Origin of the sequence: Eudoraea algarum (assembly GCF_050589645.1) — a bacterium.
Classification (GTDB): Bacteria; Bacteroidota; Bacteroidia; order Flavobacteriales; family Flavobacteriaceae; genus JBNGOQ01.
Genome location: NZ_JBNGOQ010000004.1, coordinates 489,828 through 505,150 on the forward strand (window position 1 = coordinate 489,828; position 15,323 = coordinate 505,150).

General features: G+C 44.4%; 9 protein-coding genes. 4 read left to right on the top strand and 5 right to left on the bottom strand.

Features of this window, described 5'->3' with window-relative positions; all coding sequences use genetic code 11:
* Positions 1-59: 59 nt before the first annotated feature.
* Positions 60-596: an NADPH-dependent FMN reductase gene (locus tag ACRD67_RS17345; RefSeq protein WP_430968490.1), complete on the top strand. Its 537-nt coding sequence runs from the start codon at positions 60-62 to the stop codon at positions 594-596.
* 5 nt (positions 597-601) lie between these two features.
* Here the strand turns inward: ACRD67_RS17345 and ACRD67_RS17350 are convergent, their stop codons facing one another.
* From ACRD67_RS17350 to ACRD67_RS17370, 5 genes are all read right to left on the bottom strand, one after another.
* A complete protein-coding gene (locus ACRD67_RS17350; protein WP_430968491.1) occupies positions 602-1,606 on the bottom strand; it encodes a LacI family DNA-binding transcriptional regulator in 1,005 nt (334 codons plus the stop codon).
* 87 nt (positions 1,607-1,693) lie between these two features.
* Complete coding sequence (locus ACRD67_RS17355) at positions 1,694-2,641, bottom strand: YeiH family protein (protein WP_430968492.1); 948 nt, start codon at positions 2,639-2,641, stop codon at positions 1,694-1,696.
* Positions 2,642-2,730: 89 nt separating this feature from the next.
* Positions 2,731-6,060, bottom strand: coding sequence for a VCBS repeat-containing protein (locus tag ACRD67_RS17360; RefSeq protein WP_430968493.1), 3,330 nt, complete (start codon positions 6,058-6,060; stop codon positions 2,731-2,733).
* 294 nt (positions 6,061-6,354) lie between these two features.
* Entirely contained in the window at positions 6,355-7,896 is a 1,542-nt protein-coding gene (locus ACRD67_RS17365) for a RagB/SusD family nutrient uptake outer membrane protein (RefSeq protein WP_430968494.1), read from the bottom strand.
* A 17-nt stretch (positions 7,897-7,913) separates the two neighbouring features.
* Complete coding sequence (locus ACRD67_RS17370) at positions 7,914-10,910, bottom strand: SusC/RagA family TonB-linked outer membrane protein (protein ID WP_430968495.1); 2,997 nt, start codon at positions 10,908-10,910, stop codon at positions 7,914-7,916.
* Between the two features lie 384 nt (positions 10,911-11,294).
* Here ACRD67_RS17370 and ACRD67_RS17375 point away from each other — a divergent pair, with 384 nt between their 5' ends.
* Genes ACRD67_RS17375 through ACRD67_RS17385 form a run of 3 tightly spaced genes read left to right on the top strand, consistent with a single transcriptional unit; the run spans position 11,295 to position 15,311 of the window.
* On the top strand, positions 11,295-12,314 hold the full coding sequence (locus tag ACRD67_RS17375; RefSeq protein WP_430968496.1) for a LacI family DNA-binding transcriptional regulator: 1,020 nt from the start codon (positions 11,295-11,297) through the stop codon (positions 12,312-12,314).
* A gap of 25 nt (positions 12,315-12,339) precedes the next feature.
* The gene (gene pgmB / locus ACRD67_RS17380; protein ID WP_430968497.1) at positions 12,340-12,999 is read left to right on the top strand and encodes a beta-phosphoglucomutase; all 660 of its coding nucleotides are present in this window, start codon (positions 12,340-12,342) and stop codon (positions 12,997-12,999) included.
* Positions 12,996-15,311, top strand: a complete 2,316-nt coding sequence (locus tag ACRD67_RS17385; protein WP_430968498.1) for a glycoside hydrolase family 65 protein — start codon at positions 12,996-12,998, stop codon at positions 15,309-15,311. Before pgmB ends, ACRD67_RS17385 begins: the two co-directional genes overlap by 4 nt.
* Positions 15,312-15,323 lie beyond the last annotated feature (12 nt).

The following is a 15,323-nucleotide window of genomic DNA, read 5'->3' on the forward strand; positions in this document are numbered from 1 at the left end:
AAATTTCACTAATTTTATCCTGTTTTTTGACCTATTTGTCAACATTGATCCAAAATTAAATGATTACGATAGTTTCAGGGTCCAATAGAAAGGATAACAAGACCGTACATTTTGCAAGGTACGTTCATGGGCAACTGCTTAAGGAAGCGGGAACCACGGTGCATTTTTTGGACCTGTCCGGTTTGGAGGGTAACCTTATTACGGAAACCATGTACAAAGACCAACCCCAAACCATACAGCATATTCAGGACCATTACTTTATTCCTTCCACCAAGTTTTGGTTCTTTATTCCGGAATACAATGGAAGTTACCCCGGAATCTTGAAACTCATTCTGGATGCCATTTCCGTGAGGGAGTATGACAAGAGTTTTGTGGATAAGAGGGCATGCATTACCGGAATTGCTTCTGGGCGCGCGGGCAATCTGAGGGGAATGGATCATTTGGCCGAAGTGCTGAACCATCTAGGCATGCACGTGCATCCGAACAAAAATCCCATTTCTTCCATTTATAAACTCCTGGATGCTGAAAACAGCCTCGTGGACAAGGATGCTGAAGCGAGCCTTCAGAAACAGATGCGGCAGTTTTTGAATTTTTAAAAGGGTTATCCCTCTTGAGTTGACTCCCGTAGGACGAGCTGGGGTGACAAAACCTCCTGGGTAAACACGATGTGGTTGCGCTTTAGGTTTTTCATGAGCATCTCGGCGGCCAAGAGGCCCATTTCATTGCACTTTTGATCCACCGTACTGATTTTGGGATCAACCAATCCGCTAAAATCCGTATTACCAAATCCCATCAACTTAATTTGGGAAGGGATGTCCACTTTGAGTGGTTTTAGAACGTTCATGAGATAAAGGCATCCCTCATCCCCATAGGTAAAGAACCCATCAACCTCTGGGTGCCTTAGCAACAGATTCTTTATGGCTACGGTATCCCGGATCATGTCCCATGTCAACTCCAAAATGGTATCCTTGGTTATCGGTAGATGATGTTCTTTTAGTGCCTTTAGGAATCCTTCTTTTCGTTGTTTGAAAATAGAAAGATGTTGGTCTCCCGCAATATGGATCAAGTTACGACAACCTTGGTCAAGAAGATGCTGAGTGGCCATATGGGCACCCATGAAGTCATTGAGCACTACGGAGTTTATCGGGTCCAATTCAGGTACGCGGTCAAAGAACACCATCGGGATTTCCTTTTTCATAACACTTTGTATATAGGAAAAATCAGTGGTCTCCTTGGCCAAGGACATAAGGATGCCATCGGCCTTAAGTTGCACAAATGATTCCAGGGCCTTGGCTTCGTCCTCAGTGGAATCATGGGACTGCGCAATGATGATGTTATACCCAAAGTGCCGTAGTTGAAGTTCTATCCCATTAATAATACTGCTAAAAAAAGGATTGTTCACTTCAGGTACAATGACTCCTATGATTTTACTCTTTCCACTGCGGAGTGCTGCGGCCATCATATTGGGCTGGTAGTCCATTTCCCGTGCGGCCTTAAAGACCTTTTCCCTTGTTTTTGGGGAGACCAGGGGGCTGTTGTTGAACACCCTGGACACCGTAGCCAAGGAGAGGCCTGTCTTTTTTGCTATGTCCTTTATTCCTGCCATTTCAGTTCATTTTGAGAAGTGGGTGCACGGTACTTTTTGTTGTTTTATTAAATACGTAAAGGTTTCTGCCCACCAACTTCTCTAGGTCTAGGTGTAATTTACAATGTACATCAGGGAAAGTAGGGCCAAAACCAGCCAGGTAAGGACCCCAACGATCAAAATATTGAATCCAAGTTTTTTAAGCTGGCCAATATTTATTTGCAACCCGATCAGGAACAGGGTAAAAATTAATAATTTTCTGGAAAACCAAACAATTTTGTCGGCGATAAAATCCAATTGGGGCAGATAGGAGGTCAATAGCATGGCTGCTAAAAAGGCCAAGATAAACCAAGGGAACGCAGATTTGTCCTGGGTTTGTGTTCCGTTGGACTGTGATCCAAAGGATATGATCAGCACCAGCGGGATAATCCATAGGGTCCGGACCAATTTAGTGGTTGTGGCGATAGACAGCGATTCCTCCCCGAACAGTTCACTTGCGCCTACAACGGAACTGGTATCGTGTATGGCAATGGCGCACCAAAGTCCAAATTGGGATTGACTAAGGTCAAAAAAGTGCCCTATGGTGGGAAATATGAACAAGGCAATGGCATTCAATAAAAAGACGATGGCCAAAGCAATGGAGGTCTGATGGGAATTGGCTTTTATGCTTGGGCTTACCGCTGCAATGGCACTACCACCGCAAATAGCGGTACCCGAAGCCACAAGAATGGTGGTTATTTTTTCGGACTTCAACAACTTGGCCAGGCTAAACGCGATAATAAACGTAAACACAATAGCAACCAAGCTTACAAAAAAACTATTGGTCCCCATGACCAACGCTTCCTGAATATGAATGCCAAAGCCGAGGCCCACTACCGATATCTGGAGTAGGGATTTTTGAAACCCGATGTTTCGCTGTACCAAATCCTTGTTCACGAATTGTAGGACCCCAGCGACAACACCTATAAGCAAAGCAATTGCTGGGGAGATGTATCCCAGCAAGGTGCCTAACAGAACTAAGGCAGCTATGGTATATGAAAGTATCCTTGAGCGCATGGTAAGGTAGCGCAAACATACAAAGAATAAATGTAAACGTTTACATTATGATGTAAAAAGATAGCTTTCGAGACCTTAGGCATCCAAATTTAATCGGTATACCCAAAAACCTGGGGGGTATCATTGTTGCGACCTACGATAAGGTATTCCTTTCCTTTATTGTCCTTGAAGGGAAGGAGATGCTTTATTTCACCTTCCACAAAGAAGCCCGAATCCTCATAGGGCTGCCAGTTGAATTCGCCATTTTTTGTTCCTAGAAGAACACTTCCATAACTGGCATCCAATCTGCTGTACTGGGGTTTAAACTCAAAGTTATTGCCCCCCAGCAGAAGGTCTATTTGTCCATCCTTGTTGATATCGGTGCAGCGTATGTCACAAACACAGGAAAATTGCACCTCCTTGGGAAGTGTTTTGATTTCAAAGGTTCCCCCACCCATGTTCAGGGCTATAACACTCTCCGAGGTATTTACCTCTTTGATTATGGAATTCTGCAAGACCTCTGGCCGCAAAAGCTCGTCTATGCTCTTTGAGGCATAATCGGAAAATTTCAGGTTTTGTTTTTTTAGGGAGACCAATTGTGCGGTAAGTTCCCGTTTTAGCGCTACGGGCACGTCGCGATCATCAATGCGTCTGGTGACAATTTGTTCTATGGTTCCGTTATTATCGAAATCATTAATGTATACTTTGGCCGGGGCTTCTTTGGAGGCCCTATAATGTGTGTTGTTTCCTTGGTTTCCCAAGATAAGATCAAGATCACCGTCCTTGTCCAGGTCTTCGGCACTCACCGTATTCCACCACCCTGTAAGACTATCCAGGGTGCTGGGCGAGGGGCGTAGTCGGCGGCCAGAATTGTTGAGGATGATGGGAGCTGTCCAGTCGCCTACCAGTACCAGATCTTTTTTGGTGTCCCCATCCATATCTGCCCACTTGGCATCGGTAATCATCCCAGCATTTTTTAGCTGAAAGGCCTTGTTTTCGGTAACATCGGAAAAGCCACCGGCACCATCGTTTTCCAATAACAAATGTTCCGGATTTACCCCATAAATCCCAGGAACGCTTCTACTGCCTATAAAAAGATCGACATCACCGTCCTGATCAAAGTCGTGGGGTGCAATGACCGAGACATTGTGCCCAGTGGCCGCAACGGGGTTTTTGCTTTTGGAAAAATTGCCTTTCCCATCATTTAGGTACAATCTGTTGGTATAGCTGGCCGGCTGGTTGGGTTGGTTGCCCCCTGAGCCTACGATGAGATCCATATCCCCATCTTGGTCCGCGTCAAAAAAGGCTGCAGCCGTATCCTCGAACTGTCGGTCTTCCCGAAACGCATCGGGTAGCCGGGCCGTGGTCAAGGTTCCGTTTCCCTGATGAAGATATAGGCTGGCTTGCTGCCCCTTGGCCCCTCCGATAAAAACATCCTCATGGCCATCCCCATTAATGTCGGCCACTGCCATGGCCGGTCCTTCCTGAGAGAGTTTTTTGGAGATAAGTCCTTCGTAATCAAAGTCCACGTGCCCGTCCTCCACATGAGCGGTCAATCGGGCCGGGATTTCTTTGAGTAGGGTGGTTTTGTTTTTTGCCTTAGGATGATACTGACTTGTTGCATCGCTTTGTTTTAGGATGTGTAGGGTATTTACAGCTACTTTTTGCACTAGCTGTGTTTTGGCATCGGGCCAAACCACCCGTAACGAATCTATGGTTTTGTTTTTTCCAAGGCCCAAGGTCATAACATAATCCACGGATGACTGAAAGCCTCTCGATGGTATAAGCTCTTGTCGCATTATCTGATCCTTTACATAAACCTCCACCACACTTCCCACGGCATAGGAATTGGGCGCATCGCCCTCTAACTTAATTTTAATGTAGCTATGCCCCAGGCGTTCCGAGTTGTTTTTGTAAACGAACAACGGCTGATTTACATTGTTGATGATGAGGTCCAGATCGCCGTCATTGTCCAGATCCCCATAGGCCCCGCCATTGGAGAAGCTGGGGGTGTCCAAGCCCCACTCCGCACTGGCATTGGAAAAGGTAAGGTCTCGGTTGTTCCTAAAGGCGTAATTGGGAATGGGGGTCGAGGGCATTTCATTGATGACCGCTTCCTTTTGCTGCTTGTCACCGTAAATGGCAGTTTGCTGCCGTGTAATGTCTTCAAAGAAGTCGATAAAATCCTGATTGGTGAGGTCGTGATAAATTCCGTTGCACACGTAAATATCGCGATAGCCATCATTATCCATATCGAACAAAAGGGCTCCCCAGCTCCAATCCGTGCCGGACACACCGCTGTAATTCGCTATTTCTGAAAAGGAATTTCCCAGATTCAACTGCAGCGTATTCTGCATATATTGGTGATGGTAGTCGTTCCGCAATTTACGTTGGTAGATATCGTAGGTCTCAAAGTTGGTCGTGTTTTTCAGGCGTTGGTCTCCCTCGGGCAGCATATCCGTCACGAAAATATCCGATTTTCCGTCGTTGTTAATGTCGGCCATATCCGCACCCATGGAGAAAAGACTAAGATGCGAGGTCCAGTCCTTTATCGCTTCTGTGAAGGTGCCGTCCTGCTCATTGATGTAGAGGTAATCGTGTTCAAAGAAGTCGTTGGACACGTAGATGTCTGGCCAACTGTCATTATTGACATCCCCTACGGTAACCCCTAGTCCAAAACCAATTAAACTTCCAAAAATATTGGCTTCTTCGCTTACATCGGTGTACACCCCATTGTCATTTCTCAGGAGCCTATCGCCTCCTGGCTTTAGAAAATCGGTCACGTTCCATTTTTCTGCACGCAGATCTCTCTTGTTTTCATAGCCCAAACTGCCCACCGGGATAAAACTATTGTTGAGCATATATACGTCCAGATCACCGTCTTTGTCATAATCGAAAAATGCGGCATGTGTGGTGTATCCGCTATCGGCCAGCTTGTAATCATCGGCCTTTTCGGTAAAACTAAGATCCCCGTTGTTGATGAAAAGTTCATTTTTTTGATCGTCCCCTTCTATGTGGCCTGCATTGCATACGTAAATATCCAGAAGTCCGTCAGCATTGATATCTACCAAGACCACTCCCGTGGACCAAGCTTTGTTCCCTGCAACACCCGCCTTGTCCGTGATATCCTCAAAGCGAAAGTTCCCTTTGTTGAGGTAGAGTCTGTTTTTTTTGCGATTTGCGGTCAAATAGATATCCGGAAGACCGTCGTTGTTGACATCGCCAATGGCAACACCGCCACCATTGTAGAAGTTCCGATAGAGGAAAATATTAAAATCTTCTTCGTTTTCTATTTCATTAATAAAATCGATACCGGTGTTTTCCTTGTCCAACTGCGAGAACAGGGGTTGGGTATTCTGCGAAGCAGAGGTTGCTTTTTCACGGTCTGTACAGGAAGCCAGTACAAAGACCAAAATGTATAGGTAATTAATTCGTTTCAACGTATGCTGTTTTTGACCAAGTTGTTCGGCCGTTATGTACGGGCCAAGAAAATCTTATTTAAACCTTAAATTGAAAATCCACGGTTGGGATGCTTCTTCGCAACTCCCCGGCACCAGTTTGTATAGTGGTAGAATATCGCTCTTTTATTGAAAGCGTCTAAGCTACCGAATTGTAGATAAATATCATAATCCTTATACAAGATTAACAGCCTTAGGGGCTGTTTTTTTGGCGGAACAAAAAAGAGAGGGCAATTGCCCCCTCTCTTTCTTACTTAAACTTAAAATTAGCTCGTATTAGTAGCCAGGATTCTGAACCAAATTAGGGTTGGTCGCCAAGGCCGTGGAAGGAATCGGGAACAATACCCTAAAATCTTCCTGAACGGTTTTTAACTCCCAGGTGTTCGCGAAAGTGCCAAAACGAATCTGTACGGCCCTTTGTCCAAAGATGTTACTCTCTGTATTCAGTTCCTTACGGATCTCACTTCTCATTTCATCCAAAGTGATGGCGCCCAAAGGAGCAACACCAGCTCTTACCCTGATGGCATTAACATCAGCAACCGCAGTATTGGGCGAACCTGTACCACCTCTTAAAGTGGCCTCGGCACGCATAAGCAGCGCTTCAGCAAAGCGGAAGAAAACAAAGTTGTTACTTGGATCAGGGAATCCATCACCACCTCTTTGGGGGTATTTCACGCAACGGATACCGGTACGCTCGTTGTTTACCTCCAAACTCTGCAATAACTCATCTTCATAAACCAAAGCATTACCTTGTCGATCATTCATAGCAGCACCTGTACCATCTAACTGCTGCCCTCTGATGTATCCTGTAGAAAGACCGTTGAAATCAGGTCCGGCAAGACCTACTCGTGCATCCACAGCAGGATCGTCGGTACCGTGCAATCTAAAGGTTTCGGTAAGTGTTACAAAACCGTTCCATCCTGTCTGGTTGGGATGGATCATGTTGAACATACGTTGACCAGTACTGGTATCCAAAGCCATGATGACCTCGGTATTTCCTGTAGTCAAGTCAAAGATATCGAAGTAGAAAGCACTGGCATCCAAAGCAAAACCAAGACCTTCGATGGCATTTACATCTGCAATAACCGCATCCATGGCTCCCGCTGCAGGAGAACCTAGGAAGGAACCTGAGTTAAGGTTTACCTTGGCCCTGATAAATCGGGCCGAAGCTTCACCAATGGTGAAAAGATCGCCGTCAGGTCCGTCAGTATGCAGGTTACCACTATTGATTGCTGAAGTCAAATCACCTATAATAAGGTCATAGGCCTCCTGTGGGCTTAGAACGGTTGGATCTACATCCACCCCATCATTTACCCCCCTAAAAGGAACCTGACCGAACCAGTTAAGAACCATGGCCACATTGATGGCCCTTATTACTTGGGCCTGGGCAGTTTCACTTGCGTTAGCTCCCGAAGCCGCGTCCAACAACTGGGTAGCGGATAAAATTTGAGAGTTACGGTTATTCCATGAGTTTAATACGTACAATTGCTCAGGATTCCACGTATGATTGTGAAGTTCCCTCCATACGCCATTATCACTCCAGTCAACACCCCTGGTCAAGACCGCGATGTTTTCTGCTGCAACCTCCATAAGCGCATACTCATTGTTTTGACCATTGAGGTTTTCAATGTTGTTGTAAAGCGCCTCCAAGGAGTTGGCTGTACTCGCCACCCCTCCGAAAGAACCTTCCGAGGATTCAATGGACACCGAATCCGTAAAGGTAGGCTCCAAGTCCGTACAGGCCTGCCCAAATACAAGAGCAGAAACTGCTGCCATGCATTGGACAAATCGATTTTTAAAAATTTCTTTTCTCATCATTACTAATTTTTTTTATATTAAAAACTTGCGTTAAAGCCTAATGAAATAGTAGTTGGTCTTGGGAAGGCAGTAAGATCTATACCCAAAGAAGGTACATTTCCAATAGCCCTGTTTACCGAAACTTCTGGATCTTGGCCACTGTAATCGGTGATCACGAACAGGTTCTGCGCATTTGCAAAGAAACGCAGGCTGCTGAAGATACTGTTTTCGGAAAGATCAAAATTATACCCTAAAGTAACGTTTTGCAATCTTACGAAAGAACCATCTTCCAAGAAACGAGTGGATACTTCCGCTGGGTTGAAAGGATTTTCAACGCCAATAAAGGGAAGTACATCATCAGTTACGTTCCTGCCTTGTGATAGGTTACCAATGGTAAAGAATGCATTACGGTTATTGCTGTATACCGACTGTCCAAACTGTCCGTTAAAGAACAAGCTTAAGTCCCAATTGTTAAGTTTAAAGTTGGTCGTAAAACCTGCTGTAATATCCGGAAGGGCACTTTCGCCTACAAACACCTGAGAACCATTGTTTCCAAAAATATTGTTCCCAAGATCGTCAAGTCCTTGCCATTCCCTAACAAAGAAACTAAACAAGGGTTGTCCCTCGACAATTTGCTGCGCAAAGGCTCCGGTTAGACCAGGACCATTAATAGCACCTGTGTTGATTGGAGGCCCATCATAGTTATCCACATTGTTGTCGTTGTAACCAAAGTTTAGGTTGAAATCCCATTTGAAGGTATCGGTCTCTACGGGAATAACGTTCAAATTCAATTCAAAACCTTTGTTTACAATATCTCCGTCGATGTTCTGGAAGAAAAAGGGTTGCACTGCTGGCTGCGCACTTTGAATCTGCAAGATGAAATCCGTAGTGGTCCTATTGTAATATTCAACGGAACCGTTGATTTTGCTATCCAGGAAACCAAAGTCGATACCAACGTTCAATTGCTCGTTTTCCTCCCATTTCAAATCAGGATTATCAAAAGCAACGATAAGCGTACCTCCAGGGTTGAACACCCCATTGTTATCAATACCGCCAGTAGCTGGTGGTGGATCAATACCACCTACATTAAATCTTTCGCGCTGCGTAAACTGGTTGGATCCCAAACCTTCCTGGTTACCGGTTACACCGTAAGCAACCCTTAAACGGAAGTTGTCAAAGAAATCTGTGAACCAATCTTCCTCGGAAAGCGCCCAAGAGGCACCTACAGCACCGAAGGTACCGTATTGGTTGTTACCACCAAAACGGGAAGAACCGTCGATCCGTACCGTACCAGAGAAGTTGTATTTTCCTTTGATGGAATAATTTCCTCTTAAGAAAAAGGACTGTAATTCGTCTACCGTCAAACCGGTTTGGCCTGAGAAAACCTGTGCGGAAGCAAGGTTGTTTACCATTTGGATTAGATCCGTAGTCCTAAAATCGGCCGCGGCGATAGAGATGTTTTCCGTGACGAACTCTTGGAACGAATGTCCCAAAGTAACGTCCAATACATTATCGCCAAAACTCTTGTTGTAACTGAAATAGGACTCCCAAGTCGTATTGGTCAAATCAACTTCAAATAAGGTGGCCCGTCCTACGCCCAAGGTCTGTGCCGAGTTGAACAAGGAAGAAGTAGCTGAATTTGCTGAAGAGGTAGACTTGTCCAAACCAATGGAGGTCTTGAACCTTAAATTGTCCGTGAACTTATATTCCACGCCCAAATTAATAAGCGCCCTAAGTGTGCTCGATTTGTTCCTGGTAAGCGCCAATACCGCATTCGGGTTACGCGTCTCAAAGGTAGGCTGATTGAACGTGCCATCCCCATTAAAAATGGGTTGGGTAGGGTTAAAGGCCCATGTTGTGGCCAATAAATCCCCCCGTGCATTCGGGTTATCCGCAATTGGAGGTCTTTGGGCCTCAATATTGGAAATGGTCGCCTGGGTCTCAAATTTTAGTTTATCATCAAAAAACCGTTGCGTAGCATTAATCCTGGCCGTTAACCTTTCAAATGTACTGTCCTCGACTTCACCTTCCTGATCCTGATAACCAAAAGACAATCTAAAGACACCACTTTCATTACCACCACCATAAGATAAATTATAATTGGAAGTAAAGGAAGTTCTATAAATCTCATCTTGCCAGTCATTTCTTGAACCAAAATCCTGACCGGTAGCTCCTAAATCTGCTTGTGCCTGTAAAAATTGATCTACGTCCAACAAATCCAATTGGTTGGGAACGTAACCTACTGAAAAGGTGGAAGAAAACTCAAGAACTGATTTTCCAGACCTTCCACTTTTCGTGGTAATAAGCACCACCCCGTTTGCACCTCGGGATCCATAAATGGCCGTGGCGGAAGCATCTTTCAAAATATCAATACTTGCAATATCGTTTGGATTCAAAAAGCTTAATGGGTCAAGAGCAGCGGAAGTACCAATGTCCGTGTTTCCACCTCCGGCCACACCGGAACTGTTGCCACCACTTAAGGGAACACCGTCAACCACATAAAGCGGGTTGTTGTTGGCTCTTACGGAAGCCGTACCACGTATCCTAACGTTGACGGCCGCGCCGGGCTCACCACTGGTCGCAGAAATCTGTACCCCTGCAGTCTTACCCTGTATTAACTGCTGTGGGTTTACGATAACTCCTTTGTTAAATTCGTCGGCCTTAACACTTTCAACTGCACCTGTGGTGGTTCTTCTGGTAGCTGTACCATAACCTACCACGACCACTTCGTCCAACTCGCTTGCATCTTCCTGCAAGGTAATGTTGATAGTGGTTTGTCCACCCACCGCGATTTCTTGGGTTCTAAAACCGATGTAGCTAAAAACCAAAGTTGCGTCACTGCCCACATTACTTAAGGTATAATTACCGTCAAAATCTGTTTGTGTACCATTGGTAGTTCCTTTTACAACAACACTGGCCCCGGGCAGCGGACCGTTTGCATCAGAAACTGTACCTGATACCTCTTGAGCCTTTACTAGACCGAAGCACAAAAATACCCCGATAAGCATAAAGCTTTTTAGTAGCGTAATCTTCATAAAAAATTAATTTAAGTTTAGTTAATTTTAATTCAAGGTTTAAACATATGTAAAAAAATTGTTAATTCGCTCCCATACCATATATATTAAACCACGAAACCGTTTTCGTGTTAATAACTTTTAAAAAATACAAGACTCGCAATGTATTACCCGATTAGTTGAGTTATCTTTATAATATGCCATTAAAATTGTGGGATATGACAACTTTTTGGACAAATATAGGGTTTTTTTATTTTATACTATTTTGATACATGATGATATAAATTTGTCAATTCCTGTTTTGCACAGCATTTTGTTGTTAAAAAAAACCAAAATAGTGACTAGTGTCTTATTAATACTTAAATTTCCGTTTTTCAAAACCGCTTAAACTAACCGATTAAAGAGTTGAAAAGAAAAATTACACTTAAACATATAGCGCGCGAGCTCGAGGTATCCATTTCGACCGTTTCCAAGGCCCTAAAAAACAGTGAAGAAATAAGTAGAGATACCAAAGAGAAAATACAAGCGTTTGCCAAGCTCTACAATTACAAGCCCAATAACATTGCCATAAGTCTCAAAAACAAGCGCACCAAAAATATTGGGGTCATCATTCCGGATATCGTACATTATTTTTTTACCACGGTAATCAGAGGTATAGAGAAGTATTCCAATGCCAAGGGATACAATGTTATTGTATGCGTTTCCGATGAATCTTTTGACAAGGAAGTCATCAATATGGAACTATTGGCCAACGGCAGTATAGATGGGTTCATTATGGCACTTTCCGCGGAGACCCAATTGAAAAATGATTACAACCATTTGAAGGAAGTTACGGAACAAGGAATCCCTTTGGTCCTGTTTGATCGGGTTACCGATGAGGTGCAGTGCGATAAAGTGATAATCAATGATCGGGAAGGGGCCTATTTTGCGGTAAACAAACTGGCCAAGAACGGTAGGAAGCATATAGCACTGATTACTACAGAGAACTATTTCAGTGTGAGCAGGGCCAGGGCGGCCGGATACAGACAAGCGCTTAGGGATAATGGCCTTGAGGTAAACGAAAACTTGGTCTTGGAACTCCCGAATATGAACGTTGATGAGGAGGCCGTTAATGACTTTTTGGATGGCCAGAAAATCGATGCCGTGTTGTGCGTAAATGAAATTTTTGCAGTACACAGCATGAAACTGGCCAAAAGGAAGGGTTTTAAAATACCTGAGGATATTTCTTTTATTGGGTTTACCGATGGAATTCTGTCAAAATATGCCAGCCCAAGCCTAACCGCAGTAGCACAGCATGGTCAAAAAATGGGAGAAATTGCGGCCCAAATGCTCATAGAAAAAGTGGAAGCCGACACGGACGAAGAAAATTTCAGGACAGAAATCCTCGAAGCCACGCTCATGGAGCGTGAATCTACCATAAATTAAAAATTACACTAACAAACCATAGCACATGAATGAATCCGGATTCATATTCGATTTGGATGGTGTCATCGTGGACACCGCTAAATATCACTACTTGGCCTGGAAAAAATTGGCCGATCAATTGGGCTTCGAATTCACGGAAGAACAGAACGAACGCTTCAAAGGGGTAAGCCGTAGAAGATGTTTGGAGATTTTATTGGAACTGGGAGAAATCACCGTCTCCCAACAGCAATTTGATGCCTGGTTGATAGAGAAGAACGAGGACTACTTAACGTATATCGAAAAGATGGATGAATCGGAAATCCTTCCCGATGTACCCAAGATACTACATTTCTTAAAGGAGAAAAATATCCCTATGGCCCTAGGGTCGGCGAGCAAAAATGCAAGACCTATTTTGGAAAAGGTAAAGTTATTGCCTTATTTTGATGCAATCGTTGATGGAAAACAGGTTACCAAAGCAAAACCGGACCCCGAAGTTTTTTTGATTGCTTCCCAAATGCTCAAGGTGGCCCCAGGAAACTGTGTGGTATTTGAAGATGCTGTAGCAGGAATAGAAGCGGCCAATAGAGCCGGGATGACCAGCATTGGGATAGGGGAACAGGATGTTTTATCCCAGGCAAAGTACAACTTCAAGGATTTTACCGAGATCGATTTGGAATTTATTGAACAACTAATCAGAACAAAATGAATCAGGATTATATTAAACCGAATGAATGGTCCATTATTGAGGAAGGATTTGATAAGGAGCAGGTAAAATCCTCCGAAAGCTTATTCAGTATAGGCAACGGAGCCATGGGCCAAAGGGCCAATTTTGAAGAACAGTATTCGGGCCCTACTTTCCAAGGTAGTTATATTGCCGGGGTATATTACCCGGACAAAACCCGTGTAGGTTGGTGGAAGAACGGCTACCCGGAATATTTTGCCAAGGTCTTGAACGCCCCCAATTGGATAGGGATAGATGTGTTCGTAAACGATTTGGCATTGGACCTTAACACCTGCAAAAAGGTAGCCCATTTTAAGAGAGAACTCAACATGAAGGAAGGTTGGTACCAGCGAAGCTTTGTAGCAACTCTGGCCAATGATGTGGAAATTGGAGTCAAGATAACCAGATTTCTTAGTCTTGATATCGATGAGGTAGGGGCCATTAAATATGAAGTTACTCCTATGGGTTCAGGGGTAGACATTAAATTTAATCCCTACCTGGACAGCGGGATTACCAATGAGGATACCAATTGGGACGACAAGTTCTGGAATACCACCAATGTGGTGGCAGAGGGACAACAGGCCTTTATTGAGGCCCATACCATGAAGACCAATTTTGCCACCTGCACTTTTATGGAATCCTTCCTAACCTATGATGGTGAGCCGGTTGGTACCCAAGCTTCGGCAAGTTCCACCGATATGAGGGTGAGGTTGAGCTACCAACACCATGCAGCTAAGGGAGAAACCTTGGTGCTCTACAAGTTTGGCGGATACACGGTTTCCACAAATCATCAGCCCGACAAGCTGATCCATGCTGCGAAGGAAGTGTTGCAAAAAGCCACCAATATTGGCTTCGAAGCCCTTTTGGATAAACAGAGGGAAGCTTGGGCAAGTATTTGGGAAATGAGCGATATCACCATTGAAGGCGATGTGAAGGCGCAACAAGGGATTCGTTTTAACATTCTTCAATTGAACCATACCTATCTAGGGCGGGATTCCCGATTGAACATTGGACCAAAAGGGTTCACCGGAGAAAAATACGGGGGTAGCACCTATTGGGACACTGAGGCTTATTGTATCCCCTTTTACATGGCGACGAAAGACCAACAAGTGGCTAGAAACCTCCTAAAGTATAGGTACAATCATTTGGAGAAGGCCATAGAGAATGCAAAAAAATTAGGCTTCAGCAATGGCGCGGCCTTATATCCCATGGTAACCATGAACGGTGAGGAATGCCATAACGAATGGGAAATTACTTTTGAGGAAATACATCGTAACGGTGCCATAGCCTTTGCCATTTACAATTACTATAGGTATACAGGAGACTATACCTATATCCCTGAAATGGGCTTGGAGGTGCTGATCGGAATTGCCCGCTTCTGGCACCAAAGAGCCACCTTTTCCAAACCCAAGAACAAGTATGTGATCTTGGGCGTCACCGGACCCAACGAGTACGAAAATAACGTGAACAACAATTGGTATACCAATTATCTGGCCAAGTGGTGCATGGAGTATACCATGGAACAACTGCAAAAAGTGAAGGATGGCTATCCGGAGGATTACAGCCGAATAATTGGCCTTACCCAATTGACCGATCAAGAAACTGACCAGTGGATCGAAACAGCCTCCAATATGTATTTTCCGTATTCTGAAGAGCACGATATTTTCTTACAACAAGACGGTTTTTTGGACAAAGAACTCATTACCGTGGCAGATCTGGACAGAACGCAGCGTCCCATAAATCAAAAATGGAGCTGGGACAGGATCTTGCGCTCGCCCTATATTAAGCAGGCCGATACACTGCAAGGATTTTATCTCTTTGAGGACCACTTTAGCACGGAGGAACTGGAACGACACTTTGATTTTTATGAACCCTTTACGGTTCATGAGTCTTCCCTGTCGCCTTGCGTGCACAGTATCCAAGCGGCAAAACTGGGCCGTATGGAGCAGGCGTACAAATTTTATCTTCGCACCTCCCGATTGGATTTGGACGATTATAACAAAGAGGTGGAAGAAGGCTTGCATATTACTTCCATGGCCGGTACCTGGATGAGTATCGTTGAAGGTTTCGGAGGTATGCGTATCCGGGAGGACAAATTGTCCTTTGCCCCGAAAATCCCAGCTCAGTGGAAGGCTTATTCCTTTAAGATCAACTTTAGGAATAGGATCCTCAAGGTGACGGTCACCAATGAACAAACAAGTTTTGAATTGGAGGGAAAGGAAGAAATGTCCATTCGTGTCAATGGCAAGCGGGTAGCAATAGATCCTGCTAAGACAACGACCATAACCCATGTGTAGGTCCAAATGGTA